The following is a 24,850-nucleotide window of genomic DNA, read 5'->3' as shown; positions in this document are numbered from 1 at the left end:
ATGTCGACGATCGTCCTGAAAGGCATTGAGAAGAGCTACGGTTCGGTGCAGGTCATCAAGGGGGTCGATCTCTCCATCGACGACCGCGAGTTCTGCGTCTTCGTCGGGCCTTCCGGATGCGGAAAGTCGACGCTTCTCAGGATGATCGCCGGCCTCGAGGAGATCACCGAGGGCGATCTTCTGATCGACGGGCAGAGGGTCAACGACGTGCCGCCGTCCGACCGTGGTCTGGCGATGGTGTTCCAGTCTTATGCTCTCTACCCGCACATGTCGGTTGCAGACAACATGGGGTTCTCGCTGCGGCTTGCCGGCGTGCCCAAGGAGGAGAGGCGCGCTAAGGTGGCGGAGGCCGCGCGCGTCCTGCACCTGGACAAGCTCCTGGACCGCAAGCCGAAGGAATTGTCCGGCGGCCAGCGGCAGCGCGTGGCGATCGGCCGGGCCATCGTGCGCAAGCCGAAGGTCTTTCTCTTCGATGAGCCGCTCTCCAACCTCGATGCGGCCTTGCGCGTCCAGATGCGCATCGAGCTGGCCCGGCTCCACGACGAGCTCGCCGCGACGATGATCTACGTCACCCACGACCAGGTCGAGGCCATGACGATGGCCGACAAGATCGTGGTGCTGCAGGGCGGCGTCGTCGAGCAGGCCGGTACGCCGCTGGAGCTCTATCATCACCCCAGGAACCTGTTCGTGGCAGGCTTCATCGGCAGTCCCAAGATGAATTTCCTGCCCGCAACGGTGACGTCGGTGACGGATGCGGCGACCACGATCCAGCTCGCCGGCGGGGCACCCCTGTCGGTGCCGGTCCGGCCTGGACGCCAGAGGGTCGGCGATGCCGTCACCCTCGGCATCCGCCCGGAGCACATGCGCCTGGCCGGCGAGGGGGAGATCACCGGGGAGGTGATGGTCGTCGAACGCCTCGGCGGCGAAACGTTCCTCTATACTCAGATCAAGGACGGCACGATGCTGATCGTACAAGCGGACGGGGAGATCCCGACCGCCGTGCATGAACGCATCGCGATCAAGCTCGATCCGGCGACCTGCCACCTGTTCGACGGCGACGGACTCGCGCTCGAGCGCGCGCAGAGGCACCCGCTCGCCAATCTGCGTCGGCTGCCGACCCGCAAGGCGAGCTGACGCCTTCCTGCGAGAGGCAGATCATGGCCTCCAGGCAGTTCGATTATATTGTCGTGGGCGGCGGCAGCGCAGGCTGCGTCGTGGCGAGCCGCCTCGTGGCCGAGCACGATGCCCGCGTGCTGCTCGTTGAGGCAGGGCGTCCCCGGGTGAGCCCGATCCTGGCCATGCCGGCGGGTTACATGAAGTTTCTCGCCCGGGACACCTATCTCACGATGCACCACGTGCTCCCCCAGGAGCAGCTCGGCGGCCGCGCTCCCATCGTGCCGCAGGCGAGGGTGCTGGGCGGCGGAAGCGCCGTCAACGCCATGGTCTACATCAGGGGCCAGACCGACGATTACGACGCATGGGACAGAGCCCTGGGCGGCGCCGGGTGGAGCTACAGGGATCTCCTTCCCCATTTCATCCGCCAGGAGGGCAACGATCACCTCGGCGCGCCCTATCACGGGGTGAGCGGTCCGTTGAAGGTGTCCCATCTGGGCCAGCACTGCGCCATGAGCCGCGCCTTCGTGCAGGCGATGCAAGAGATGGGCGTTCCCTTCACGCCCGACTTCAACGGCGCCAAGCAGAACGGCGTCGGGTTCATGCAGCACACGATCGACTGGACCACGCGCCGCCGGTGCAGCGCGGTCGACGCGTTCCTGCGGCCCGTGCTGTCTCACCCGAACCTGACGGTGCTGACGGACGCCACGGTCACCCGTGTTCGGCTCGAAAAGGCGCGGGCGGTCGGCGTGGATCTCGCCGGCGCCCCCGGATGGGAGAGCGCTTTCGCCGACGCGGAGGTGGTCCTCGCGGCCGGCACCTACATGACGCCGAAGCTTCTGATGCTGTCGGGCATCGGCCCGGCCGACGAGCTCTCGCGCCATGGGATCACGGTCTCCGTCGACCTGCCCGGCGTCGGCCGGAACCTGCAGGACCATCATGAAGTCCCCATCGTGGCCACGACCGCGGGGGACTTCGGCTATTTCGGCCAGGATCGCGGCCTCGCGATGCTGAGCAGCGGGCTGCAATTCGTGCTGTTCAAGTCGGGCGCCGTGACGACCACGGGAGTCGAGGCCTGCGCCTTCATCGATCCCGACGGCGGCGACCGGCCGACGATCCAGCTCTATTGCGTTCCGACCGTCTATCTCGATCGCGACGTCTCCGGAGTCGAGCCGACCCATGGCGTGACCATGAACCCCTGTCTGCTGCGGCCGAAGGCGCGCGGTTCGGTGCGGCTTGCATCCGCGGATCCCGCGGTATTGCCGCGGGTGGATCCGCAATTCTTCGGCCACCCCGACGACCTTCGCCTGAGCATTGCGGGATTGCGCTATGCCCGGGAGGTCCTCGCGACGAGCCCCGTCCGGGAAATGGTGGCCCGCGAGATCTTTCCCGGACCGGGCACCGCGTCGGATGCGGATCTTGCCGATCACTGCCGCAGGACCGTGAAGACCAACTACCACCCGGTTGGCACATGTCGCATGGGAACAGACGAAGATCACCATGCCGTCGTGACGCCGGATCTGTCGGTTCGCGGCATCGCTGGCTTGAGGATCGTCGACGCCTCCATCATGCCGACAATTCCTAGCGGCAACACCAATGCGCCCGTGCTCGCCATTGCCGACAAGGCCGTTGACATCATCACGGGACATCGCGGCATAGTCCGTGACCCGGCGGCCGCTCCCGCAAACCGTATCTCTCCCGTGCCCGATCAGGTCCAACCGTCATGACCCAGTCCTTGAATCTCGCCAGTCTCCCCCGTCTGTCGTCCGAGGTCGCCACGCCTCGATACGCGCGCGACGAGCTTCGGGCGGGCATCCTGCATATCGGCGTCGGCAACTTCCACCGGGCCCATCAGGCGGTCTACCTGGACGACCTCTTCAATGCCGGGAAAGATCGCGATTGGGCTCTGATCGGCGCGGGCATTCGCGCTGGCGACAGGGCGATGCGGCAGGCGCTGGAGCCTCAGGACTGGCTCACTACGGTGGTGGAACTCGATCCCGGCGCCAACATCGCCCGCGTGACCGGCGCCATGGTGGGGTTCGTGCCCGTGAACGAGGACGGACGCGCCATCGTGGCGGCCCTGGACGATCCGGCCCTGCGCATCGTGTCCCTGACCGTCACGGAGGGCGGCTACTGCATCGATCCGGCGACGGGAGCGTTCAATCCGAACCATCCGGACATCGTCCACGACGCCGCCCACATGGATGCGCCGAAAGGGGTATTCGGTGTTCTCCTGGCTGCGCTCCGGCGCCGCCGCGACCAGGGGCTTGCGCCCTTCACGGTGATGTCGTGCGACAACATCCCCCATAACGGGCAGGTGGCACAGGATGCGGTGGCGGGCCTCGCCGATCTCGTGGACCCGGCGCTCGCCGCCTACGTGCGGGAGCAGGTAGCCTTTCCGAGCAGCATGGTCGACCGGATCACGCCCGCGACGACGGACCGGGAGCGCGCCATCCTGAAGGAGCGGTTCGGGGTTCAGGACAACTGGCCGGTCTTCTGCGAGCCGTTCCGCCAGTGGGTCCTGGAAGACAACTTCCCGACGGGTCGTCCAGCCCTGGAGGAGGTCGGCGTCACGTTCACGCCGCATGTGGCGGCCTTCGAGCTCATGAAGCTTCGGATCCTCAACGGCGGCCATGCCACGATCGCCTATCCGGCAGGACTCCTGGGGATCCATTTCGTGCACGACGCCATGGCCGACCCGCTCGTGCGCGGCTTTCTGGACAAGCTCGAGACGGACGAGATCATCCCCTGCGTGCCGCCGGTGCCCGGAGTCGATCTTCAGGACTATTACGGTCTGATCGCCCGACGCTTCGCCAATCCGGATGTCGGAGACACGATCCCGCGTCTCGCTCAGGACGGTTCCAACCGGCAGCCCAAATTCATTCTTCCCTCCACGCGCGACCGACTGAAGATGGGCAGTGACGTGACGGGACTGGCCCTCGAATCCGCCCTGTGGTGCAGGTACTGTGCCGGAACGACCGATTCAGGCGAGCCTTTCACGCTCGACGATCCCAATGCCGGCCGCCTGACCACCGCGGCTTTGGCCGCGAAGGACGATCCGACGTCGTTTCTCGATCTGCGCGACATCTTCGGCGATGTCGCGGATGCGCCGCAATTCCGCTCGCGCTTCGAAGCGTCTTTGAACAATCTGTGGCGCGACGGCGTCCGCGCCACGCTGCAGCGCTACCTGAACGGCGGCGCCTGAGCCCGGTTCAACCCGGCATGTCGATCTGCACCTTCACGGAAGCGGGCGGCATGGCCTTGGCGAAATCGAACGCCTCGACGCTGTCCTTGAAGGCAAAGCGATCGGTGATCAGAGGCTTCACGTCGATTCGTCCTGACGCGATCATCGCCACCGCCCGCGGGTAGACATGGGCGTAGCGGAAGATGCTCTCGACTCGGACCTCCTTGACCTGCGCCTTGCTCACATCGAAGGCGAAGGGCTCGAGCGGAATGCCGACCAAAGCCACTTTCCCGCCCGGACAGACGAGGTCGAACATGTCCGCCATGGCGGGCGGGTAGCCCGAGCATTCGAAGATGACGTCCGCCCCCCAGTCGTCGCTCTCGCGCCTGACAGCGGCCAACAGATCCTCGCTTCTCACATTCACCGGGATGACGGGACCGAGCTTGCGGGCCATGTGCAGCTTCGGCTCGTGGATGTCGCTCACGATGACCCGGGAGCAGCCCGCAGCCAGGGCGGCCAGGATCGTCATCATGCCGATCGGTCCGGCTCCGATGACGACAGCCAGGTCGCCGGGTTGGACCTGCACCTTGGTGGCGGCGTGGACCCCCACGGCCAGAGGCTCGACCATGGCGCCTTCGGCGTAGGAGACATGACCGGGAAGCTTGAACGTGAAATCGGCAGGATGCACGACGGTCGGCCGCAGCACGCCGTGCACAGGCGGTGTTGCCCAGAAGCGAACGGCCGGATCGAGATTGTATTTGCCGAGACGCGTCGCGCGGCTCGTCGGATCGGGAATGCCGGGCTCCATGCAGACGCGATCGCCCGGGCTCAGTTCCGTCACGGCCGATCCGACCTCGACGACCTGTCCTGCCGCCTCATGCCCGAGGATCATCGGCTCCCTGACGACGAACGGCCCGATGGCTCCATGAGTGTAGTAATGCACGTCACTGCCACAGACGCCCACCGTTCGAAGGGCGATCCGCACGTCGCGAGGTCCCAGAGTTTCCTCGAGCGCAATGTCGCGCAAGTGGAGTTCGTCCTTGCGCTCCAGCACCAGCGCTTCCATGACTCACTCTCCTCATCGAGAGGTCATTCTGCCTCATCATGGTCGGAGTGCATAGCGTCTCCGAATGCGTATCCGGCGCTTCGATCGAGTGCGCCAGGATCGCGCGTGCCGCTCTCTCGCGCCGCCTGTGGAACAGGCGCATTCAACCTTCGGCAGGCGCATCGCGTGCCGCCATACGAGAGCGATGCAATGTCTGGTAGGCATCCCATCAGCCATGGCTGCCTAAGTCTGAAGCGGGCTTTCAGCATAGACGGTGGCCTTCGGTCATAACGGGGAGTCCGGAGAACGACCGACAATTCGAGCCAACGCCTCGAGGGTTCCTGCCCCTTCTGCAGCGTCAAAGGGCCGGCAAGATGAACGGAACATGAATAACGGCGGGATATATACTGTGGGATCAGAATGATGAACGTTTATTCATTCTGTCGGGTTCGCAAATCTTCCCCGACGTTCTCCAAGTTGCTTGGAAACTACTTGTTGGATGATGCGTTATCGGTTGCCGGGTGCGAAGCCCGAACGTTCATTCAGGAGTACGATCATGTCGAAGAAGATCCTTGTTGCCGGTATCGTTCTTGCCTCCCTGGCCCCTGCGGCTGCCTTCGCCCAGTCTGGCGGCGCTGCTGCCGGTGCGGCCACGGGTGCCGTCGGCGGCGCGATCGTCGGTGGTCCGGTCGGCGCTGCCGTGGGCGGCGTCACGGGCGCCATCGTGGGCGGCATCGCCGACCAGCAGCAGCCGGAATTCCGCCAGTACGTGACGACCCAGTCCGTGCCGTCCTACAGCTACAAGGAAGAGGTGCGTGTCGGCGCCACTCTGCCTGAGTCCGGCGTGACCTATTACGAGGTTCCGGCCCAGTACAAGGTGAAGGGCTACAAGTACACGGTGGTGAACAACACCCCGGTGCTGGTCGAGCCGGGCAGCCACAAGATCGTGCAGGTCATCCGCTAACAACCGCTCTTTCCCGAGTGCGGCATGGGCGGCCCATCAGGGCCGCCCTTTTTCTTGGACATGGGCGGCCCCGCCTGGGCTGCCTTTTTTCTCGGAGAGGTGGAAAGCCCTGTCCTGGACGATATCTTGTCCAGCAGGTGGAGCCGTCGACCTCCCATTCGGTCCGAGGGCTCCTCTCACGTCGTCGGGAATAAATCGGCTCGTTCCTTCGTTATGATGCGAAGAGTCCATGCGGAGCAGGAATGCCGGCAGCCATAGGACAGGAACTGGTGGCGCTTCTGCCCCGGCTCAGGCGCTTTGCGCTTGTGCTTTGCCGTTCGCAACCCCTGGCGGATGATCTCGTTCAGGGGGCCTGCGAGCGCGCCCTTGCCAATGCGGGCAGCTGGACGCCGGGGACCAAGTTCGATGCGTGGATGTTCCGCATTCTCCGCAACCACTGGATCGATCACCTCAGACGGATGAAGGCCGAAGGCATGACGGAAGATGTATCGCTGCAGACGCAGCTCATCGGGGATCCGGGAGAGGGGCCTGTCCTGAACAGGCTGGTCCTGTCGCAGGTTCAGCGCGCCATCGACAGCCTGCCGCAGGAGCAAAGGGAGGTTCTTGTTTTGGTCTGCGCCGAAGATCTCAGCTACCGGGAGGCTGCCGAGGTCCTGGGGGTTCCCATCGGGACGGTCATGAGCCGGCTCGCACGGGCGCGCAGGCGATTGATGGAGATGACGGACGCCGCCTAGGCGCCGACGAAAGGACCAGGGGAGCGATTGTGATGTCTCAGCTACACCTCAGTGATGAGATCCTGATGGCCTTTGCCGACGGCGAGCTCGAGGAACCCACGGCTGCTGCGATCGCCAAGGCGATGGCGGAGGATCCGGCCGTGGCCAGGCGGATCATGGAATTTCAGCAGAGCCGCCGCCTGACCCGTTCGGCCCTCTCGGATGCCCTGTCGCCCGATGTGCCGGCGCACTTGCGGTCCGCCGTTTCGGCCCAGATCAAGGCCTATGAGGCCGCAGCGGGAGCGACATCGGGGCCGCGCGTCAAGGTGTCGTGGGGCGAACGGCTGAGATCGAACCAAGCGCTCGGGCAATGGGCCATGGCCGCGTCCGTCGCCGCCGTCGCGCTTGCGTTGGGCTACTTTGCGGGTTGGTGGAACAGGCCCGAAGCGCATGGGCTGCTGGCTCGGTTGGACAGCCCCATCCTCCATCGTGAACTGGACAGAACGGGCTCGGGACAGGACGTGGACCTGCCGTTCGGCCGCCTGCGGGTGATCTCGACCTATCGCCTTGCGGACGGGTCCCTGTGTCGTGAATTTCGGCTGCATGCTCCTGCCGAGGCCGCCGAGGCGGTCGCGTGCCGCGATGGCGAGTGGAAGGCGACCTTCGCCCTCGCAACGCCCGTCGGCCAGGACGCGTACGTGCCGAGCGGCGGAGGCGATCCGACGGCGGCGTATCTGCAGACGATCGGGGCGGGTGAGCCTCTTGCCGAGGAGGCGGAGGCCAAGGCTCTCGCCGAGACCTCTCCGTGAGGTCGTTCCGCGAGGGGCAGCCTTCGCGGAGCCCCGGGTACTTGAGAATTTTTCTAGAAAAGGTGGAATAAACCCGCGGGCTCTTCCGTTCTCTGTCCAATCTGGCGAGTGATAGAGGATGAGTATGAGAGTCGCGTACCATCTGGCTTTTGCCGTCTTCTCCGTTGGGACCATTGCAACCCCCACCACGGCGCCGAATGCAACGGGCCCGCTTGCGACGGCCTCGGTCAACCCATCGCACGCCATCCCGGAGGCCGTTCGCACCATTGCGGCTGACCTGTCGGCCCGGCTGGCGGTCGGTCTGGAGCGGTCCCCGACGACCTCCGTCGCCCAAGGAACATCTGTCGGCGACAGTCTGTCCGAGACCGTCGAGCTGCACCCGATTCCGAAGCATGAGACCTATCGTTACGCGATGGTCGATGGCCGCCGCGTGATCGTCGATGCGACATCCCGCAAGATTGTCTACGTCATCCAGTGACGGCTGAGCCTGCATGACCAGAAAACATATTTGGAAAACACATTTGCGCAAAGAAAAGGCGAACACGACATGTCGTTACAAAGCGCCGGCGAAACCCGCTTGACCTATAACGATCGTGCCTGCTCATCGGCGATCGTCTTTCCGGTCTGCACAAATCCGCTGCTTCGCCTCGGTCTGGAAAACGTCCTGTCGGAGGCAGGCTTCATCGTCTGGCACGACATCATCGACGGGTTTTCAAGCCTGCCCCGGATCGAGGACGAGGCGTCCGTACTCTTCATCATCGATGGAAGCAGCTTCACGGACGGCACCATCGACCTGGTGAGACGGCTGAAGACCCATGCTCCCGATGCACGAATGGTGATGCTGGCCGATTCCTTCGATCCGGGCGTCGTGCACGCCGCGTGGAGCGCAGGAGTGCATGGCTTCTGCCTGTCAAATCAGCGGCAGGATGTGCTGGTCAAGTCGCTCGAACTGGTGATGCTGGGGGAGATCGTTCTTCCGGCCACCATCGTGCTGCCGATCGCACGGCTGGGGCTGAACGACGCCGAGGGTGATGCGGGCGAAGGTCTGGTTCCGATGAGCGTCAATGGCCATCAGAGCCGGAAGCTGTCCAGCCGGGAGGCCCAGATCCTCACCTGCCTGAGGGATGGGGCGCCCAACAAGGTCATCGCCCGCAGGCTGAACCTGTCCGAAGCCACGGTGAAGGTTCACGTCAAGGCGATCCTGAAGAAGATCGGAGCCTGCAATCGCACGCAGGCCGCGCTCTGGGCGGCGCGGTATGTCCGGACGGAGCCGAAGCCTCTGCAGTCCGTCTAGCGCCGCCGGCGCGATGGCCGATGACCCGGCCGAGATCTGCGGCTCCGCCGCCTAGCCTCGGACATAGCCGGGATACTTCGCCCGGATCTCGTCCACGTAGGACAGGGTCCCGGAGAGGTGGTGGCGCAGATGCTCCTGGGCGTCCTCGGGGCATCCATCGGCGATCGCCTGCACGATCAGCCTGTGATGCCGCACGATGTCCTGAGCCTTGCCCGGCGTGGGAAGATGGAGGCGGCGCAGGCGGTCGATATGGCCGCTGCGGCTGCGCACGAGACCCCACAGGTCGTTCATCCTGGCGGCTTCGTAGAGATGCTGGTGGAAGGCCTGGTCGGCCATGGAGAAGGCTTCGAAATCGGCCGCCTCCATCAGGGCCTGCTGCTGGGCCAGGAAGCCCTGAAGCCTGGCGACGAGCCTGGGGTCGCGGGCGAGCGCCAGGTCGCGGACGATCTCGAGCTCCAGGGAGCGGCGCAGGAAATGGGCCTGCTGGGCGAGCCTCAGGTCGATCGGGCTGACGACGGTCGCATGCTGCGGGAAGATGTCGACGAGTCCGTCCTCCTGGAGCCTCAGGAGCGCATCCCGGATCGGGGTCGAGCTGAGCCCGAATTCCTGCTGCAGGGTAACCCGGTTCAGGACTGTTCCGGGAGCCAGGGCCAGGGAGATGATCATCTCCCGCAGCTGCTCGAAGACCTGGGGGGCTGCCTGCCGGCCACGTTCGAGCCGATCCGTGGCGGGAATCGCGGGTCGTGGAGCGGAAGCGGTGCGGGATGGCGGCATCGGAAGGAACCTGAACTTTCGTCGGCCCTGTCTATACCACACTTGTGCCGAATGCACTAATGCATTAGTGTATGAGCTATCGGCTGATGGGCCGAGCTTGGCCATCGAGGCTCCCGACAAGAGGGGCCCACCATGAGGAAGCACCATGAAGAAGCAGATGAGGCGCCTGTGCGCCGGTATCGCGGCCGCCGTCGGGCTCGCCGCTCTCGCGAATCCGACCCTCGCGCAGCAGAAGAATGAGGTCTCGATCACGCGGCAGCCCGGCATCATCTACCTGCCGACCCACATCATCGAGAAGCAGCACCTCATCGAGAAGCACGCCGCCCGCCTCGGACTGCCCGACCTGAAGACCAAGTGGATCACCTTCAGCGGCGGCGGCGCGCAGACGGACGCGCTCCTGTCGGGTGGCGTCGACATGGTGAATACCGGCGTCGGCAACCTGCTCCTGCTCTGGGACCGGACCAAGGGCGGCGTGAAGGGCATCGTGGCCTCGTCGGCCCTGCCGCTCGCCTTCGTGACGCACGATCCCAAGATCAAGTCGCTGAAGGATTTCGGCCCGGGCGACAAGATCGCCGTGCCGACCGTCAAGGTCTCGACCCAGGCGATCCTGCTCCAGATGGCGAGTGCCAAGGAGTTCGGCGCCGACCAATGGTCGAAGCTCGACGCCAACACGGTGCAGCTCGGCCACCCCGACGCCGTCGTGGCCATGACCAATCCGCAGCACGAGGTGAAGAACCACTTCGCGGCGCCGCCCTTCCAGTACATCGAGATGAAGACCGTTCCCGGTGCCCGCATTATCCTGCAATCGCCCGACATCATCGGCGGGCCGCTCACGCAGGGCCAGTTCTTCACGACCACGAAGTTCGCCGAGGCCAACCCGAAGGTCATCGAGGCGGTCCGGGCCGCGTCGAAGGAGGCGCAGGACTTCATCCGCAGCGACACGAAGGCGGCGGTCGACATCTACAAGGAGATCACCGGCGACAAGACCAGCCCGGACGACCTGCTCGCATGGCTCAAGGAGCCCGGCATGATGGAATGGAACCTCGAGCCGCAGGGCACGATGAAGTTCGCCGACCACCTCTACAAGATCGGCACGCTCAAGACCCAGCCCAAATCCTGGAAGGACTTCTATCTGCCGATCGCGCACGATCTCAACGGCAGCTGACGAATCGCGCCTGGCGCCCGGCGCATAGGCCGGGCGCCCCATCCCTTTTCATGTCAGGTATTGATCGATGTCCGCTCTTCTCGACGTCAGTGGCGTCACGCTGCGCTACAAGACTCCCAGCGTTCTCGTAACGGCGACCGATCGGGTCAGCTTCCAGGTCAACCAGTCGGATCGCTTCGTTCTGCTCGGCCCGTCCGGATGCGGCAAGTCCACGCTCCTCAAGGCGGTCGGCGGCTACCTGAGCCCGAGCGAAGGGCGCATCCGTATCAAGGGTCGCGACGTCACCGAGCCCGGCGCCGACCGCATGATGGTGTTCCAGGAATTCGATCAGCTGCTGCCGTGGAAGACCGTTCTGGAGAACGTGATGTTTCCCCTGCTGGCCGCGCGAAAGCTGCCGCGCAAGGAGGCGGAGGACCGGGCCCGTGCCTATATTGAGAAGGTCAATCTCACGCGCGCCGTCAACTCCTACCCGCACACGCTGTCGGGCGGCATGAAGCAGCGCGTCGCGATCGCCCGCGGCATGGCCATGGAGCCGGACATCCTGCTCATGGACGAGCCCTTCGCAGCCCTCGACGCGCTCACACGGAGGACCTGCCAGGACGAGCTTCTGCAGCTCTGGGAGGACACGAAGTTCACCGTGATGTTCGTGACCCATTCCATCGCGGAAGCGATCAAGATCGGGAACCGCATCCTGCTTCTGTCGCCCCATCCCGGTCGCGTGAAGGCCGAGGTCAACGACGTGGACCGCGTCTCGCCCACGGACGGCAGCGCCGGGCAGCTCGAGAAACACATTCACGAACTTCTGTTCGCCGACGAAGTCGCACATTAGGGATGACGCTCATGAGCCAAGCACAGATCGTGATGCGCGCCGAGACGGCAGCAGCGCAAACGCATACGGGCGAGGTCGAGCGCAGGCTCAGCACCTTCGAGCTGGCCTGGGGAAACGGCTTCGTCCGCAAGACCGTGATCATTATCTTTCTCGGCATCGTCTGGGAGATCTACGGCCGTTACCTGGATAATCCGCTTCTCTTCCCGACCTTGAGCGACACGCTATCGACCATGGTCGACCGGATCGCCGACGGCACGCTCCCGGCGAGGGCCTGGACTTCGCTCAAAGTGCTCCTGATGGGCTACGCGTCCGGCGTCACCATCGCGTCGATCCTGACCATCCTGGCGATCAATACCCGCATCGGCACCGATTTCCTCGAAACGATGACGGCGATGTTCAACCCTCTGCCGGCCATCGCGCTGCTGCCCCTGGCCCTGATCTGGTTCGGCCTCGGCAACGGCAGCCTCGTCTTCATCCTGATCCATTCGGTTCTCTGGGCCGTGGCGCTCAACACCCATTCCGGATTCCTCGGCGTGTCGCAGACCCTGCGGATGGTGGGGCGCAACTACGGCCTGAAAGGGCTGTCCTACGTGTTCAAGATCCTGGTTCCGGCCGCCTTCCCGTCGATCCTGACGGGCCTCAAGATCGGCTGGGCCTTCGCCTGGCGCACGCTGATCGCCGCGGAGCTCGTCTTCGGCGTGTCGTCGGGCCAGGGGGGACTGGGCTGGTTCATCTTCGAGAACCGCAACCTGCTCGACATCCCGTCCGTGTTCGCGGGACTGCTGACCGTGATCATCATCGGTCTGGTGGTCGAGAACCTGATCTTCAGGACCATCGAGCGCAAGACCATCCGGAAGTGGGGCCTGCAGAGCTGAGCTGCCATCGGCTCCGCCCATCCTTCCTCTCAATCGACGAGTGTTCGCACCATGACTGCACGAAAGACGCCTGAGACGCTCAGGAGCGCGCGCTGGTTCGCGCCCGACGACCTGCGGGGCTTCGGTCATCGCTCCCGCATGATGCAGATGGGCTACGCCCCCAAGGATTGGGTCGGCCGCCCCGTCATCGCCATCCTCAACACCTGGTCCGACATCAACCCGTGCCACGCGCATTTCAAGCAGCGCGTCGACGATGTGAAGCGGGGCGTCCTTCAGGCCGGGGGCTTCCCGGTCGAGCTCCCCGGGATCTCGCTGGCCGAGCAATACGTCAAGCCGACCACCATGCTCTACCGCAACATGCTGGCCATGGACGTTGAGGAGCTGCTGCGGTCGCATCCCGTCGACGGCGTCGTCCTGATGGGCGGTTGCGACAAGACCACTCCCGCGCTGCTTCTGGGCGCCACGAGCGCGGGGCTGCCGGCCATCTACCTGCCGGCGGGCCCGATGCTGCGCGGCAACTGGAAGGGCAGGATCCTGGGATCCGGCTCGGATGCCTGGAAGTACTGGGACGAACGCCGGGCCGGCACGATCACGGATGCCGACTGGCTCAACATGGAGGCCGGAATCGCACGCAGCCACGGCACCTGCATGACCATGGGCACGGCCTCGACCATGACGGCGATCGCCGAGGCCATCGGCATGACCCTGCCGGGGGCGTCGTCCATTCCGGCCCCCGACGCCAACCATGTCCGCATGAGCGCCGAATGCGGACGGCGAATCGTGGAGATGGTCTGGGAGGATCTGACCCCTGGCCGGATCCAGACCCGCGAGGCGTTCCTGAATGGCATCGCGGTCGCCATGGCGATGGGCTGCTCGACCAACGCCATCATCCACCTGATCGCCCAGGCGCGGCGGGCCGGTCAGGAGATCGGCCTCGACGATTTCGAGGCGGCCAGCCGCAAAGTGCCGGTCATCGCCAATGTCAGGCCGAGCGGCGACACGTACCTGATGGAGGATTTCTTCTATGCCGGCGGTCTTCCGGCGCTGATGACCCGCATCAGGGATCATCTCCACCTCGATGCCATGACCGTCAGCGGCCGGACCCTGGGCGAGAACATCGCCGGGGCGGAGGTCTACAACGACGACGTCATCCGCGGCGTCGACAACCCGATCTATGCCGAGGGCGCGCTCGCGGTCCTCAAGGGGAACCTCGCTCCCGACGGCTGCGTGATCAAGCCGAGCGCCTGCGATCCGCGCTATCTGAAGCACACGGGGCCTGCTCTCGTGTTCGACGATTATCCCTCCATGAAGGCCGCCATCGACGACGAGAACCTGGACGTGACGGCCGACCACATCCTCATTCTGCGCAACGCAGGCCCGCAGGGAGGGCCCGGCATGCCGGAATGGGGCATGCTGCCGATCCCGAGGAAACTGGTAAAGCAGGGCGTGCGTGACATGCTGCGCCTGTCGGATGCCCGCATGAGCGGCACGAGCTACGGCGCGTGCATCCTGCATGTCTCGCCGGAATCCTATATCGGCGGGCCGCTGGCCCTGGTAAAGACCGGCGACATGATTTCGGTGAACGTAGCGGAGCGCACCATCAGCCTCGATGTCCCCGACGAGGAGCTCGAGCGGCGTCGCGCCGCATGGGTCAGGCCCGAGCCGCGTTTCGAGCGCGGTTATGGTTGGATGTTCACCCGGCACATCAAGCAGGCGCACGAGGGCTGCGACTTCGACTTCCTGGAGACGAGCTTCGGTGCGCCCACGGGCGAGCCGGCGATCTACTGACAGATGGAGACAATCATGACCACGCTCAAACCGGACACCCGCGAGAAGCTCAAGGCCGTCAGCACGGCGACCCTGTGCACGGCCCTCTTCAAGCGCGGATTGCGCAACCAGTTCATCCAGGACGTTCGCCCGCTCAACCCGAATCTCGGCAACATGGTCGGCGAGGCCTTCACCCTCCGCTACATCCCGGCCCGGGAGGACCTGAACCCGATCGGCGTGTTCCAGGATCGCGCCCACCCGCAGCGCAAGGCCGTCGAGGAGTGCCCGCCCGGCGCCGTCATGGTGATCGACAGCCGCAAGGATGCCCGCGCGGCTTCGGCGGGCGGCATTCTGGTCTCCCGCCTGATGAAGCGCGGAGTCGCCGGCGTGGTGACCGACGGCGGCTTCCGGGACTCGCCCGAGATCGCGCGGCTCGACATCCCGGCCTATCACAACCGCCCCTCGGCGCCGACCAACCTGACCCACCATCAGGCCCTCGACATCAACGTTCCCATCGGATGCGGTGACGTGCCCGTGTGGCCCGGCGACGTCGTGGTGGGCGACGGCGAGGGCGTGGTGGTGATCCCGGCGCATCTGGCCGACGAGATCGCCGCGGAGGCCGTCGAGATGACGGCGTTCGAGGACTTCGTGCAGGAGGAGGTGCTGAAGGGCCGCTCGATCCTGGGCCTCTACCCGCCGACGGATGAGCGGACGCACGGCGACTTCGCAGCCTGGCGCAAGGCGAACGGACGCTGAGCCTGAGGGGCCGGCGCAGGCATCTGGCGCCGGTCTCTTCTTTTGACGGCGGCGGGCTCCGCGCGCTACACGATCAGGACGGTCATTTGCCAGCGGGCCAGGAGGCGGGATGGAGCCGAACAGAATCAAGTCTCTCTGGGCGGACGGGAAGCCCGTCCTGAACGGCTGGCTGTCGATCGCCAATGCCTTCACGGCCGAGATCCTGGCGGAGCAGGGCTACGATTCCCTCACCATCGACCTGCAGCATGGCGTCATCGACTACCAGGCCGCGGTCGGCATGCTGCAGGCCATGCGCTCGAGCGACGTCACGCCCCTGGTGCGTGTGCCGTGGCTCGATCCTGCGGCCATCATGAAGGCGCTCGATGCCGGCGCCTATGGGGTGATCTGCCCCATGATCAACACTCGTGCGCAGGCGGCGGAGCTGGTCTCCTATGTCCGCTATCCGCCGGGCGGAACCCGCAGCCTGGGGCCAACCCGGGCCAATTTCTCGGCCGGGTCGAACTATGCGGGCGAGGCCGACGACAACGTGCTCTGTTTCGCGATGATCGAAACGGCGGAGGCCTTCCGCAACCTCGATGAGATCGTCGCGACGCCGGGGCTCGACGGCGTCTATATCGGTCCCGCCGATCTGACTCTCGGGCTCACCGGCAAGCGCTATCCCGTCGGCTTCGACCGCGAGGAGCCGGAGATGGTCGAGGCCATTCAGACCATTCTGGCGACGGCTCATCAGGCCGGGATCCGTGCGGCGCTCCATTGCGGCTCGCCGGGCTATGCGGCCAAGGCCATCGGCTGGGGCTTCGACCTCGTGACCCTGCCCAACGACGTGCGCCTCCTCGCCACGGCGGCCGGCGCCAGCGTCGCCGAGGCCCGCAGGCTCATGCGGACCTGACGGCCCGTCGTCACATCTCGGGCGGAGCCGCCATGGACGTGAGAAGCGTCTGCGACGCCAGGCGGATCGGCGCGTTCGTCGCGCCGTAGCCCTGGTAGCCGCGCCGTTCGACGATCTCGAAGAAGAACCCGCCCTCGAGGGTTCCGGTATAGACCTGGAAGTATTCGGCCGCGCCCTCCCGGTCATACAGGATGTGGCAGGCGCGCAGCCGCGCGACCTCGTCCGCGGAGAGGTCCGTTCTCACCTCGAGATCGTCATAATAGTTGTCCGGAATGGGCAGGAGATCGACGCCGTTCGCCCTGAGTTGCTCGACCGTCGCGAAGATGTCGTCGGTCGACAGGGCGATGTGCTGGACGCCCGATCCGAAGAGATCGTTCAGGAAACGGGACGACAGCGTGCGCTGGCTCTGGGATGCGTTGAGGATGAGCCGCAGCGCGCCGTCGGCGGTCTCGATGGCCTGGCTCTGCACCACGCCGCCGGGATCGATCACCGCCTGAACGGGCGTTTTCCGCACCTCCAGCAGGGAGGTGTAGAACAACAGCCACGTCAGCACCTCCTCGTAATGCATCGATTGCGACACGTGGTCGACCGCCTTTAGGCCAGCTCCTGCGGCGTCATCGGTGTCGACGGCCTGGAAATCCACATCCCAGAGCCGGTCGAGACCGGTCTTGTTGTCGACGAAATACAGAAGGCTTCCGCCGAGGCCGCGCACGGCCGGGATGGTCATCTCGCCCGGACCGACCGGCTGCTGGAACGGCTGATCCAGCAGGGCGACCGCCCGGTCGACCGCCCCCGGAGCGTCGTCGACGCGCAGGGCCAGGGCGCAGACGGCGGTGCCGTGCGTGATGTTGAAGGAATGGGCGAAGCCCTCCTTGTCCGCATTGACCACGATGTTGATCCCGCCCTGTCGCCATCGCGTCACGGCCTTGGAGCGGTGGATGCCGGCCTTCCGGAAGCCGAGCCGGCCCAAGGTGCGCTCGAACTCCACCGCACCCCGTTCGTCGATGGCGAACTCGACGAACTCCACCCCGGAGCAGATGGCCTTCGGCGGCAGCGCCGGCAGATCCGGGGAGGCGGTGCCCGTGCGCCGGCGCAGCTCGTCGAGCATGACGATCAGGGACCTGTGCCCGTCGACCGCGACGCTGCGCGCCGAGCCCGCCCGGAACCGGTCGTTGAAGATCTCCAGGGACAGGAGCCCATTGAAGCCGGTCGCGTTCAGCGCGAGCATGAACTCGTCGACAGGCAGGTCGCCCTGTCCGGGGAAGCACCGGTAATGCCGGCTCCAGGACAGGTAATCCATGGCGAGCCTCGGCGCATCGGCCATCTGCACCAGGAAGATCTTGTCGGCCGGAATGGACCGGATCGCCGCGAGGTCCGTCCCTCGCGCGAGGATATGGAAGGAATCCAGCACGAGCCCGACCGCAGGATGATCGGCCCGGCGGACCACCTCCCAGGCGTCGCGGTAATCATGGATGTGGCGCCCCCAGGAGAGCGCTTCGAACGCGACGCGCACGCCGCGCTTTTCCGCCCGTTCGCCGAGTTCCCGGAAATCGGCGGCCGCCCGCTCGATCCCGCCGAGGGAATCCGGAGAGACGTTGCTGCACACCATGAGGAGATCGCAGCCGAGCTCCTGCATCACGTCGAACTTGCGCTCGGCCCGGGCGAAGACCTTGGAGCGCTGCGGCTCGGGCATGCCTTCGAAGTCGCGGAACGGCTGGAACGTGATCGTCTCAAGCCCATGGCCCTCGACCATGCGTCGCACATCGGCCGGTGTGCCGTTGAAGGACAAGAGATCGTTCTCGAAGATCTCCACGCCCTTGAACCGTGCGGCCGCGATGGCTTCGATCTTTTCGCTGAGGGTCCCGCTCAGGCAAACGGTGGCGATGGCTGTGCGCATGCTCCTCGTCCATGTCCTCTCGGGGCCGGGAGCAGGGCTGATCCCGCCGGCCGCGTCCGATGTCATCTGATGGTGCCGGTGGCGAGGGCGTGTTCGACGCCGCCGGCGACGTGTTGCGTGAGGACTTCGCAGGCCCGCTTCGCGTCCCGCTTCAGGGCGCATTCCATGAGTTGTGCATGCTCCCGTTCCGCGATGTCGCCGCGATAGCTCAAGGCGATCATCTGATAGCGAAGGTACTTGTCGAAGACGGCCGCATGGGTGTCGATCAGCATCTTCGATCCGCAGGCCGAGATCAGCGCCTGGTGGAACTGCCAGTCGTACCGCTTCCACTCCTCGGAATGCGTTCTGTCGCCATGAGCCATCCGCTCCTCCATGCGGGCCAGCCGGTGATGGGCGGCGACGACCCGGCCTTCCCACTCCATGTCGCCGGCCCGGAATGACTGCTCCAGGGCCCGACATTCGAGGAGCTGGCGCAGGGCAGCGATCTCCCGCAGGTTCGCGATCGACACGGGCGCGACCTCGAATCCCTTCTGGCCTTCGGCGACCACCAGACGTTCCGATTGGAGCCGGTTGAGGATTTCCCGGAGCGTGCTGATGCTGGCACCGTAATCGGCTTTCAGCCCGTCGAGCCTCAGCTTCTTGCCGGGCGGAAGGCGACCGAACACGATGTCGGCGCGGACCTTCTGGTAGGCGGTTTCTCCAACTGTCGAAGGCTGTGGAATCTCCTGTCCGTGATCTGTCATTTCAAGGCCCCGCTTTCCAGGGTGAAGGCCACGCATCCGTTCACATGCCCGGTCAGTACCTGGCAGGCCCGGTCCGCATCGCGTGCAAGAGCGCAGTCGAGCAACGCCTTGTGTTCCCTAGCGGCAATCTCGCCACGGAACACGACCGCTACCATCTGGTACCGGAGGTACTGGTCGAAAACGCCGCCATAGAGATCAAGCAGGGTCTGAGAAGCGCAGGCTCCAATGAGAGATTGGTGGAACTCCCTATCATATCGTTTCCAGAGCTCCGTGCCGCCCTGATCCCCGGCCAGCATCCGCCGCTCCAGGGAAGCGAGCTTGTGATGGGCGGCGACGACGCGACTCTCCCATTCCAGGTCGCCGGCCGCAAAGGACAGAGGCAGCGCATAGGTTTCAAGGAGAAGCCGCATCGCCGCGACATCCTCGAAACCTTGAGGGGAGACCGGAGCGACCCGAAAGCCGCGCTGGCCTTCGGCGATGACAAGCCCCTCGGACGACAAGCGACTGAGAATCTCGCGCAGGGTGCTGACTCCCGCCCCGTACAGGCTCGAAAGCCGGTCCAGCCGCAGCTTGGTTCCAGGGGAGAGGCGCCCGAAAATAATATCGTCCCGGATTCGGGTATGGGCTTGGTCGGCAATAGACGTTGCCACCAGTTCAATGCTCATTCAGCCACTTCCCCATGATCGAGCCTGAGCTTCCTCCGACAGTGCCGCGTTCTACATGCATTCGAAAATAACTGCTGAAATCCAGATTATCAGAGATTTTCGATATCGACTATTGATTCTTGGTTTCTCAAAGCAGATAGTACGGCAAAGACGCAGACTAATGCGCAACACGAAGAGGAGAGGGAACTATGACATTCACGATCAATCGTCGCTTCCTGGTGGGTGCGTGTGCGGCCCTTTTGGCTTGCGGCATGAGCGGCAGCACCCAGGCTCAGGCCCCGACTAATCTCAGATTCTCGGCGGTCTTCTCGGAGCAGGATATCCGGGCCGAGATGATGAAGCGGTTCGGAGAAGAGATAAAAGCGCAGGGGTTTGCTCTCCAACCGTATTATGGTGGCACCCTGTTCAAGCAGGGAACCGAACTCGTCGCGATGCAACGCGGCAACCTCGAGATGGGCAATATCGCCCCACAGGACATCTCCAACCAGATCCCGGCTTGGTCCATCGTGACATCCGCTTACCTCTTCCGCGACGCCGATCACTTGAAGAAGGTGTTCGCGAGCGATGTTGGCCAGCAGCTCAAAAAAATGGCCTCCGACCAGCTTGGTATTCACATCCTCGGCCCAACTTATTTCGGCGCCAGGCACGTGGGTCTCAAGCCAAGCAAGAAGATCAGCAAGCCTGAGGACCTTGCCGGCATCAAGCTTCGAATGCCTGGAGGCGATGCCTGGCAGTTCCTGGGTCAATCACTCGGTGCAAACCCGACGCCCATGGCCTATGCCGAAGTTTATACAGGGTTGCAGACCGGCGCCATCGACGGTCAGGACAATCCGCTTCCGAACGTACAGAACATGAAGTTCTATGAGGTCATGTCTCAGGTCGCTCTGACCTCGCACCTTGTGGGGTTCGACGTTCTGGCCGTATCCAACAAGGTTTGGAATGCTATGTCGCCTGAAAAGCAGGCAGCCTTCCAGGCCGCTGCCGACAAGGCCATCGAATGGAGCACGCAGGAGCATCTGAAAAAGGAGGCTGAGCTCGCGACGTTCTTCAAGGAAAGGGGCTTGGATGTCTATACACCCGACCTGAAAGCCTTCCGCGAATATGCACAGAAGAAGTACCTGGCGTCCGACCTGGCGAAGGGTTGGCAGCCTGGCATGCTCGACAAGATCAACGCGATGTAGCGAGAACCTGCAGTCGTCGGTGCGCAATCGTCCGGCGACTGCACTTCCCCATCGGCTCGGTGCCTCCTTAGGAAGCGGTGGCTTTCATGACTTTATCCTTGCGATTGATTGGTGCCTGGCTCGCTCGCCGTGCCGAGAATGTGGCGGCCGCTATGCTGGGTGCGATGTTCCTGGCCTTTCTATTGCAGATCGCATTCCGGTATCTCCTCGGCCTCCCGATCGGATGGACCCATGAGATCAGTGTCGTCCTCTGGATCTGGCTCGTCCTCTGGGGGGCCTCGTTCGTCGTCACCGAACGCGAGGAAATCCGGTTCGATATCATCTACGGTGCAGTCGGTCCCCAGGCCCGCAGGGTCATGTGCGTCATCACCGCCATAGCGCTTATCGCACTGTATCTCGTCTCGCTCCCGGCAGTTTTCGACTATGTCACCTTCATGAAGGTAGAAAAGACCAGCTATCTCAAAATCCGGTTCGACTGGTTGTTTTCGATCTATCTCGTTTTCGTCGTTGCAACCATCATCCGCTACATCTGGCTCGCGTGGCAGGCAGTGCGCGGCGTCGCGCCGGATGATTTTGATCCCACCAAGGCGAGTTCCGGCGTATGAACCTGACCAGCCCCTTCTCGCTGTCACTCGTCGCGATCACCGCTCTTGCATTCCTGGGGTTGCCGATCGGGCATTCGATGATTGCAGGGTCGATCTTGTATCTGCTCCTGGCCGGCCAAGACATGGGCACTGCTGCCGAGCAACTCCTCAACGGAATGTACTCCAACTACGTGATTCTCTCTGTTCCTTTATTCATCCTTGCCGCCGAGTTCATGAATATCGGCAGCATGACCGACCGACTCATGGCCTTCTGCAATGCCCTCGTTGGCCGTTTCCGCGGCGGGCTTGCACAGGTCAACATTCTACAGAGTATCATCTTCGCCGGGATGTCGGGATCGGCCATCGCCGATGCTGCCGGCACGGGTCGCATGATGCAGGTCATGATGACCCGGGACGGGCGATACACGCCGAGCTATGCCGCCGCCGTAACGGCAGTATCCTCCGTCATCGGCCCCATCATCCCGCCGTCCATTCCGATGGTGCTGTATGCACTTGTTTCCGATGCCTCCATCGGATTTCTGTTCCTTGGTGGGGTCATCCCGGGATTACTCATGGCGCTGAGCCAGATGATCATTGTCGCCATCACGGCCCGCCGCAAGAACTTCCCGGTTGAAAAACCGGTCCCTCTGCGAAAAATTCCACGCATCACGTGGGAGGCACTTCCATCGCTCATGATGCCAGTCGTTCTCCTCGGCGGCATCTATAGCGGCGTCATGACGCCCACAGAGGCCGCCGCGGTCGCTGCAGCGTATGCCCTTCTCATCTCCGCCGGGCTCTACCGCAGCGTGAGTTGGCGCGATTTCTATCAGTCGCTTGCAGTCAGTGCGCGTACCACGTCGTCGATCGGAATGCTGATCGCAGGCGCGCTCGTTTTCAATTACGTGGTCACTGTCGAAAATATTCCGGAAGGGGTGAAGGCGCTGCTGGCCGGGTGGGACCTCTCCCCGGTCGGATTCCTGATCTTCGTGAACATTCTTCTCCTGCTCCTCGGTTGCGTCCTGGAAGGAACCGCAATCCTGCTCATCGTGGTTCCGGTCTTCATTCCGACGGCTCAGGCTCTCGGCATCGACCTTGTCCATTTCGGGGTCGTGGTCGTCGTCAATATCATGATCGGGCTGATCACCCCGCCGTACGGCTTGCTTCTCTTCATCATGGCGAACATATCAGGCGAGCCCCTGCGGGACATCGTTCGGGACACTCTGCCCTTTTTGTTCGCCATGATCGTCGCCCTGGCCATCCTGACATTCGTTCCTGAAACCGTGCTCTGGCTGCCGCGCCTGTTCGGCTACCAGGGATAAGCCTGCTCCAATCGCGAGAAGCACCTCAATGAGCAAGCCGATCTACATCCTCAATGGGCCCAATCTCAATCGTCTCGGAACGCGAGAACCGGAGATTTATGGGCGCACGACCTTGGATGGAGTCGAGGCCCTGTGCCGGGGCGCCGCAGGCGACCACCCGTTGGTGTTCCGACAGTCCAACCGGGAATATGAGCTTATCGAATGGGTTCATGAAGCCATCGACGAGGGATGTGGGATCATCATCAATCCGGCGGCCTTCACTTTCACCTCCATGGCGATCATGGACGCCTTGAAGATGTTTCCGGGTCCGATTATCGAGCTTCATATCTCGAACATCCATCGGCGCGAACCGATCTATCACAAATCCTATGTTTCTCCGGTGGCGACCGCTGTTATTGCAGGCTTGGGCACTGACGGCTACCCGACGGCTGTGCGCTCCCTGCTCGCCATGATCTCGAAATCAACGAAGGCTGGTTGAGTTCATGGAGAGCGAAGATCTGATGGAACTGAAGTCTCATGGTGATGAAGGCTTGGGCTCTTGGAAACGACCGTCTGTCCTTGCTGGCCTCGTAGGCACCGGTATTCAGGCGTCGCGAACACCCAGCTTGCACGAGCGGGAAGGGGCACGTCAGGGTTTTCGATACATTTACAAGCTGATTGATTTCGAAGCGCTCGGTCTAGACCATCATTCGCTTCCGGATATCGTGGCCGCTGCCGAACATTTCGGGTTTGCAGGACTCAACATCACCCATCCGTTCAAGCAGGCTGTAATCCCGCTGGTTGGCGAACTGGCACCCGACGCGGCGGCGCTCGGCGCCGTCAACACGGTTGTGCTGAAGGATGGGCATCGCATTGGGCACAATACTGACTGGTGGGGGTTCGCACAAAGCTTTCAGCGCGAACTGCCCGACGTCGAACGCGACCGAGTGGTTCAGTTCGGGGCCGGCGGAGCAGGGGCCGCCGTTGCCCACGCACTTCTGACACTGGGGACAGGTCAGGTAATCGTGATCGATACTGATAGGGCTAGGGCTGATGTTCTCGCGGCAGATTTGTGCAACCGCTTCGGTCCTGAGCGCGCCTTTTCCGGCGTGTCTCCTGCGGAGGCGCTTGCGACTGCTCACGGCGTGGTGAACACGACTCCGCTCGGCATGGCCAAGTATCCTGGCATGGCCTTCTCCGCGGACCTACTGCATCGCGATTTATGGGTTTCCGACATTGTCTACTTTCCGCTGGAAACGGAATTGCTACGGCAGGCCCGGGCGCGAGGCTGCCGCACCATGTCTGGTGGAGGAATGGCGGTCTTTCAAGCCGTTGGCGCTTTTCGCCTCTTCACCGGGATTGAACCGGACGCGACTCGAATGCTTCAGCATTTCAGCGAGATGTGAGCCTCGATTGATCATTTCTCCCGGCACTGAGCAGACACGGCAGAAACGGTATGCGATTGGTTCAGGAGGCTAGCCGCTTCTGAGAAAGGTGATTGGATGCCACAAGAGCGGCTTCCACCCTGTTCCGGACATGCAGCTTTTGAAGAATGTTCGTCAGATGATGTTTGATGGTCTTCTCGCTCAATTCGAGTTTGCTGCCAATCTCCTTGTTGCTGCGGCCTTGAGCGAGAATCGACAAGATCTGCTGTTCGCGCGGTGTCAGGTGTGACAGATGACCTGATCCCGTTGCCTCGCTTGTCGCTTCAGGGCCAGTCCGCATGAGCAGCTTCGCCGCGAGACTTGGCGAGATGAAGCACTGTCCTAGGCTCAGCGCCCGCACGGTTTCGGCCAACTCGCCGGCGCTGCTACCTTTCAGCAGGTAGCCCCGCACGCCACGCTTCAAAGCTGCGCGGATATGGTCCTCGGATGCCTCATCAGCAAGAATAAGGATCCGGATTGAGGGATGCTGCTGGAGGATCGACTCGACCGCTCCCATGCTGCAATCCAAAGTGCCGGCATCAACCACGATCACGTGCGGTTGAGACTTCTCCGCCAGGTCGATCGCGTCCCAAATCGAAGCCCCTTGGCCAACGACCTCTATGTCCGCCTGAGTGCGCAGCGCGAGGACTACACCATCCCGAAAGAGAGGGTGCTTGTCGATCACGCCCACCCGAATTCCTGCTGTCATTGGAGCCCCCCAGTTCCAATCTCGGTCGCCGTTTAGAGGTTCGGCGGATATTCTTGAGTTTAGTAGTCTACGTACAGAGCTCTTGCCTGTATTTAGGATATCGATCTTAGATCGGACGTAGCAATATCTACGAAGTGCGAGTGTGCCTTCTTCCAGGCGCTTCAGTGTTATC

General features: G+C 63.6%; 25 protein-coding genes. 19 read left to right on the top strand and 6 right to left on the bottom strand.

What is annotated here, in order from left to right:
* From KBI52_RS31320 to KBI52_RS31310, 3 genes are read left to right on the top strand one after another with little or no spacing between them, the layout of a single operon-like run.
* On the top strand, nucleotides 1-1,134 hold the full coding sequence (locus tag KBI52_RS31320) for an ABC transporter ATP-binding protein (RefSeq protein WP_173950143.1): 1,134 nt from the start codon (nucleotides 1-3) through the stop codon (nucleotides 1,132-1,134).
* 23 nt (nucleotides 1,135-1,157) lie between these two features.
* Entirely contained in the window at nucleotides 1,158-2,840 is a 1,683-nt protein-coding gene (locus KBI52_RS31315; protein ID WP_210812763.1) for a GMC family oxidoreductase, read from the top strand.
* The gene (locus KBI52_RS31310; protein ID WP_173950145.1) at nucleotides 2,837-4,318 is read left to right on the top strand and encodes a mannitol dehydrogenase family protein; all 1,482 of its coding nucleotides are present in this window, start codon (nucleotides 2,837-2,839) and stop codon (nucleotides 4,316-4,318) included. The genes KBI52_RS31315 and KBI52_RS31310 overlap by 4 nt, the downstream gene beginning before the upstream one ends.
* Before the next feature lie 7 nt (nucleotides 4,319-4,325).
* Here KBI52_RS31310 and KBI52_RS31305 read toward each other — a convergent pair whose 3' ends face one another.
* Complete coding sequence (locus KBI52_RS31305) at nucleotides 4,326-5,363, bottom strand: NAD(P)-dependent alcohol dehydrogenase (RefSeq protein WP_173950146.1); 1,038 nt, start codon at nucleotides 5,361-5,363, stop codon at nucleotides 4,326-4,328.
* 535 nt (nucleotides 5,364-5,898) lie between these two features.
* On the opposite strand from KBI52_RS31305, the gene KBI52_RS31300 reads away from it, so the two are divergent.
* From KBI52_RS31300 to KBI52_RS31280, 5 genes are all read left to right on the top strand, one after another.
* Nucleotides 5,899-6,306, top strand: coding sequence for a DUF1236 domain-containing protein (locus KBI52_RS31300; RefSeq protein ID WP_173950147.1), 408 nt, complete (start codon nucleotides 5,899-5,901; stop codon nucleotides 6,304-6,306).
* Nucleotides 6,307-6,548: 242 nt separating this feature from the next.
* Nucleotides 6,549-7,040, top strand: a complete 492-nt coding sequence (locus KBI52_RS31295; protein WP_210812762.1) for an RNA polymerase sigma factor — start codon at nucleotides 6,549-6,551, stop codon at nucleotides 7,038-7,040.
* A 32-nt stretch (nucleotides 7,041-7,072) separates the two neighbouring features.
* Nucleotides 7,073-7,828, top strand: coding sequence for a hypothetical protein (locus tag KBI52_RS31290; protein WP_210812761.1), 756 nt, complete (start codon nucleotides 7,073-7,075; stop codon nucleotides 7,826-7,828).
* Nucleotides 7,829-7,952: 124 nt separating this feature from the next.
* Nucleotides 7,953-8,306 (top strand): DUF1236 domain-containing protein, encoded by a 354-nt coding sequence (locus KBI52_RS31285; RefSeq protein WP_247654759.1) that lies wholly within the window; start codon nucleotides 7,953-7,955, stop codon nucleotides 8,304-8,306.
* Nucleotides 8,307-8,375: 69 nt separating this feature from the next.
* Nucleotides 8,376-9,122 carry a response regulator transcription factor gene (locus KBI52_RS31280; protein ID WP_210812760.1) on the top strand — a complete coding sequence of 249 codons (747 nt, stop codon included), beginning with the start codon at nucleotides 8,376-8,378 and terminating at the stop codon, nucleotides 9,120-9,122.
* 51 nt (nucleotides 9,123-9,173) lie between these two features.
* Here KBI52_RS31280 and KBI52_RS31275 read toward each other — a convergent pair whose 3' ends face one another.
* Entirely contained in the window at nucleotides 9,174-9,896 is a 723-nt protein-coding gene (locus tag KBI52_RS31275) for a GntR family transcriptional regulator (protein ID WP_210812759.1), read from the bottom strand.
* Between the two features lie 145 nt (nucleotides 9,897-10,041).
* Between KBI52_RS31275 and KBI52_RS31270 the strand changes: the two genes are divergently transcribed.
* From KBI52_RS31270 to KBI52_RS31245, 6 genes are all read left to right on the top strand, one after another.
* Nucleotides 10,042-11,061 (top strand): ABC transporter substrate-binding protein, encoded by a 1,020-nt coding sequence (locus tag KBI52_RS31270; RefSeq protein WP_371823234.1) that lies wholly within the window; start codon nucleotides 10,042-10,044, stop codon nucleotides 11,059-11,061.
* 67 nt (nucleotides 11,062-11,128) lie between these two features.
* A complete protein-coding gene (locus KBI52_RS31265) occupies nucleotides 11,129-11,890 on the top strand; it encodes an ABC transporter ATP-binding protein (RefSeq protein ID WP_173950153.1) in 762 nt (253 codons plus the stop codon).
* Nucleotides 11,891-11,901: 11 nt separating this feature from the next.
* Nucleotides 11,902-12,765, top strand: a complete 864-nt coding sequence (locus tag KBI52_RS31260; RefSeq protein ID WP_173950154.1) for an ABC transporter permease — start codon at nucleotides 11,902-11,904, stop codon at nucleotides 12,763-12,765.
* Between the two features lie 51 nt (nucleotides 12,766-12,816).
* The gene (gene araD / locus KBI52_RS31255; RefSeq protein ID WP_173950155.1) at nucleotides 12,817-14,553 is read left to right on the top strand and encodes an L-arabinonate dehydratase; all 1,737 of its coding nucleotides are present in this window, start codon (nucleotides 12,817-12,819) and stop codon (nucleotides 14,551-14,553) included.
* Between the two features lie 15 nt (nucleotides 14,554-14,568).
* Nucleotides 14,569-15,288: a ribonuclease activity regulator RraA gene (locus KBI52_RS31250; RefSeq protein ID WP_173950156.1), complete on the top strand. Its 720-nt coding sequence runs from the start codon at nucleotides 14,569-14,571 to the stop codon at nucleotides 15,286-15,288.
* A gap of 109 nt (nucleotides 15,289-15,397) precedes the next feature.
* A complete protein-coding gene (locus KBI52_RS31245; RefSeq protein ID WP_210812758.1) occupies nucleotides 15,398-16,177 on the top strand; it encodes an HpcH/HpaI aldolase/citrate lyase family protein in 780 nt (259 codons plus the stop codon).
* A gap of 10 nt (nucleotides 16,178-16,187) precedes the next feature.
* Here KBI52_RS31245 and KBI52_RS31240 read toward each other — a convergent pair whose 3' ends face one another.
* The 3 genes from KBI52_RS31240 to KBI52_RS31230 form a co-directional block, all read right to left on the bottom strand.
* A complete protein-coding gene (locus tag KBI52_RS31240; RefSeq protein WP_210812757.1) occupies nucleotides 16,188-18,074 on the bottom strand; it encodes a bifunctional sugar phosphate isomerase/epimerase/4-hydroxyphenylpyruvate dioxygenase family protein in 1,887 nt (628 codons plus the stop codon).
* A gap of 62 nt (nucleotides 18,075-18,136) precedes the next feature.
* Nucleotides 18,137-18,817 (bottom strand): GntR family transcriptional regulator, encoded by a 681-nt coding sequence (locus KBI52_RS31235; RefSeq protein ID WP_210812756.1) that lies wholly within the window; start codon nucleotides 18,815-18,817, stop codon nucleotides 18,137-18,139.
* Nucleotides 18,814-19,482: a GntR family transcriptional regulator gene (locus tag KBI52_RS31230; protein WP_210812755.1), complete on the bottom strand. Its 669-nt coding sequence runs from the start codon at nucleotides 19,480-19,482 to the stop codon at nucleotides 18,814-18,816. The genes KBI52_RS31235 and KBI52_RS31230 overlap by 4 nt, the downstream gene beginning before the upstream one ends.
* A gap of 188 nt (nucleotides 19,483-19,670) precedes the next feature.
* Between KBI52_RS31230 and dctP the strand changes: the two genes are divergently transcribed.
* The 5 genes from dctP (at nucleotide 19,671) to KBI52_RS31205 (ending at nucleotide 23,951) form a co-directional block, all read left to right on the top strand.
* On the top strand, nucleotides 19,671-20,663 hold the full coding sequence (dctP, locus tag KBI52_RS31225; protein ID WP_210812754.1) for a TRAP transporter substrate-binding protein DctP: 993 nt from the start codon (nucleotides 19,671-19,673) through the stop codon (nucleotides 20,661-20,663).
* A gap of 86 nt (nucleotides 20,664-20,749) precedes the next feature.
* Nucleotides 20,750-21,268 (top strand): TRAP transporter small permease, encoded by a 519-nt coding sequence (locus tag KBI52_RS31220; protein ID WP_210812860.1) that lies wholly within the window; start codon nucleotides 20,750-20,752, stop codon nucleotides 21,266-21,268.
* Nucleotides 21,265-22,566 carry a TRAP transporter large permease gene (locus tag KBI52_RS31215; RefSeq protein WP_173950163.1) on the top strand — a complete coding sequence of 434 codons (1,302 nt, stop codon included), beginning with the start codon at nucleotides 21,265-21,267 and terminating at the stop codon, nucleotides 22,564-22,566. Before KBI52_RS31220 ends, KBI52_RS31215 begins: the two co-directional genes overlap by 4 nt.
* A gap of 28 nt (nucleotides 22,567-22,594) precedes the next feature.
* Nucleotides 22,595-23,044 carry a type II 3-dehydroquinate dehydratase gene (locus tag KBI52_RS31210; RefSeq protein ID WP_173950164.1) on the top strand — a complete coding sequence of 150 codons (450 nt, stop codon included), beginning with the start codon at nucleotides 22,595-22,597 and terminating at the stop codon, nucleotides 23,042-23,044.
* Nucleotides 23,045-23,066: 22 nt separating this feature from the next.
* Complete coding sequence (locus KBI52_RS31205) at nucleotides 23,067-23,951, top strand: shikimate dehydrogenase (protein WP_173950225.1); 885 nt, start codon at nucleotides 23,067-23,069, stop codon at nucleotides 23,949-23,951.
* 61 nt (nucleotides 23,952-24,012) lie between these two features.
* On the opposite strand, the gene KBI52_RS31200 is transcribed toward KBI52_RS31205, so the two are convergent.
* On the bottom strand, nucleotides 24,013-24,678 hold the full coding sequence (locus tag KBI52_RS31200) for a response regulator transcription factor (RefSeq protein ID WP_210812753.1): 666 nt from the start codon (nucleotides 24,676-24,678) through the stop codon (nucleotides 24,013-24,015).
* Nucleotides 24,679-24,850: the final 172 nt, after the last annotated feature.

The sequence above is a fragment of the Microvirga sp. HBU67558 genome (assembly GCF_018069605.1).
GTDB lineage: Bacteria > Pseudomonadota > Alphaproteobacteria > Rhizobiales > Beijerinckiaceae > Microvirga > Microvirga terrae.
This window is presented reverse-complemented; position numbering and strand designations above follow the sequence as displayed.

Bases quoted from the DNA above. Each gene is read 5' to 3' on its own strand.
- KBI52_RS31250 (WP_173950156.1), top strand. From the start codon at position 14,569: ATGACCACGCTCAAACCGGACACCCGCGAGAAGCTCAAGGCCGTCAGC.
- KBI52_RS31280 (WP_210812760.1), top strand. From the start codon at position 8,376: ATGTCGTTACAAAGCGCCGGCGAAACCCGCTTGACCTATAACGATCGT.
- KBI52_RS31240 (WP_210812757.1), bottom strand. From the start codon at position 18,074: ATGCGCACAGCCATCGCCACCGTTTGCCTGAGCGGGACCCTCAGCGAA.
- KBI52_RS31210 (WP_173950164.1), top strand. From the start codon at position 22,595: ATGAGCAAGCCGATCTACATCCTCAATGGGCCCAATCTCAATCGTCTC.
- KBI52_RS31230 (WP_210812755.1), bottom strand. From the start codon at position 19,482: ATGAGCATTGAACTGGTGGCAACGTCTATTGCCGACCAAGCCCATACC.
- dctP (WP_210812754.1), top strand. From the start codon at position 19,671: ATGACATTCACGATCAATCGTCGCTTCCTGGTGGGTGCGTGTGCGGCC.
- KBI52_RS31265 (WP_173950153.1), top strand. From the start codon at position 11,129: ATGTCCGCTCTTCTCGACGTCAGTGGCGTCACGCTGCGCTACAAGACT.
- KBI52_RS31305 (WP_173950146.1), bottom strand. From the start codon at position 5,363: ATGGAAGCGCTGGTGCTGGAGCGCAAGGACGAACTCCACTTGCGCGAC.
- KBI52_RS31205 (WP_173950225.1), top strand. From the start codon at position 23,067: ATGGAACTGAAGTCTCATGGTGATGAAGGCTTGGGCTCTTGGAAACGA.
- KBI52_RS31285 (WP_247654759.1), top strand. From the start codon at position 7,953: ATGAGAGTCGCGTACCATCTGGCTTTTGCCGTCTTCTCCGTTGGGACC.
- KBI52_RS31245 (WP_210812758.1), top strand. From the start codon at position 15,398: ATGGAGCCGAACAGAATCAAGTCTCTCTGGGCGGACGGGAAGCCCGTC.
- KBI52_RS31270 (WP_371823234.1), top strand. From the start codon at position 10,042: ATGAAGAAGCAGATGAGGCGCCTGTGCGCCGGTATCGCGGCCGCCGTC.
- araD (WP_173950155.1), top strand. From the start codon at position 12,817: ATGACTGCACGAAAGACGCCTGAGACGCTCAGGAGCGCGCGCTGGTTC.
- KBI52_RS31300 (WP_173950147.1), top strand. From the start codon at position 5,899: ATGTCGAAGAAGATCCTTGTTGCCGGTATCGTTCTTGCCTCCCTGGCC.
- KBI52_RS31310 (WP_173950145.1), top strand. From the start codon at position 2,837: ATGACCCAGTCCTTGAATCTCGCCAGTCTCCCCCGTCTGTCGTCCGAG.
- KBI52_RS31290 (WP_210812761.1), top strand. From the start codon at position 7,073: ATGTCTCAGCTACACCTCAGTGATGAGATCCTGATGGCCTTTGCCGAC.
- KBI52_RS31320 (WP_173950143.1), top strand. From the start codon at position 1: ATGTCGACGATCGTCCTGAAAGGCATTGAGAAGAGCTACGGTTCGGTG.
- KBI52_RS31295 (WP_210812762.1), top strand. From the start codon at position 6,549: ATGCCGGCAGCCATAGGACAGGAACTGGTGGCGCTTCTGCCCCGGCTC.
- KBI52_RS31200 (WP_210812753.1), bottom strand. From the start codon at position 24,678: ATGACAGCAGGAATTCGGGTGGGCGTGATCGACAAGCACCCTCTCTTT.
- KBI52_RS31215 (WP_173950163.1), top strand. From the start codon at position 21,265: ATGAACCTGACCAGCCCCTTCTCGCTGTCACTCGTCGCGATCACCGCT.
- KBI52_RS31235 (WP_210812756.1), bottom strand. From the start codon at position 18,817: ATGACAGATCACGGACAGGAGATTCCACAGCCTTCGACAGTTGGAGAA.
- KBI52_RS31220 (WP_210812860.1), top strand. From the start codon at position 20,750: ATGACTTTATCCTTGCGATTGATTGGTGCCTGGCTCGCTCGCCGTGCC.
- KBI52_RS31275 (WP_210812759.1), bottom strand. From the start codon at position 9,896: ATGCCGCCATCCCGCACCGCTTCCGCTCCACGACCCGCGATTCCCGCC.
- KBI52_RS31315 (WP_210812763.1), top strand. From the start codon at position 1,158: ATGGCCTCCAGGCAGTTCGATTATATTGTCGTGGGCGGCGGCAGCGCA.
- KBI52_RS31260 (WP_173950154.1), top strand. From the start codon at position 11,902: ATGAGCCAAGCACAGATCGTGATGCGCGCCGAGACGGCAGCAGCGCAA.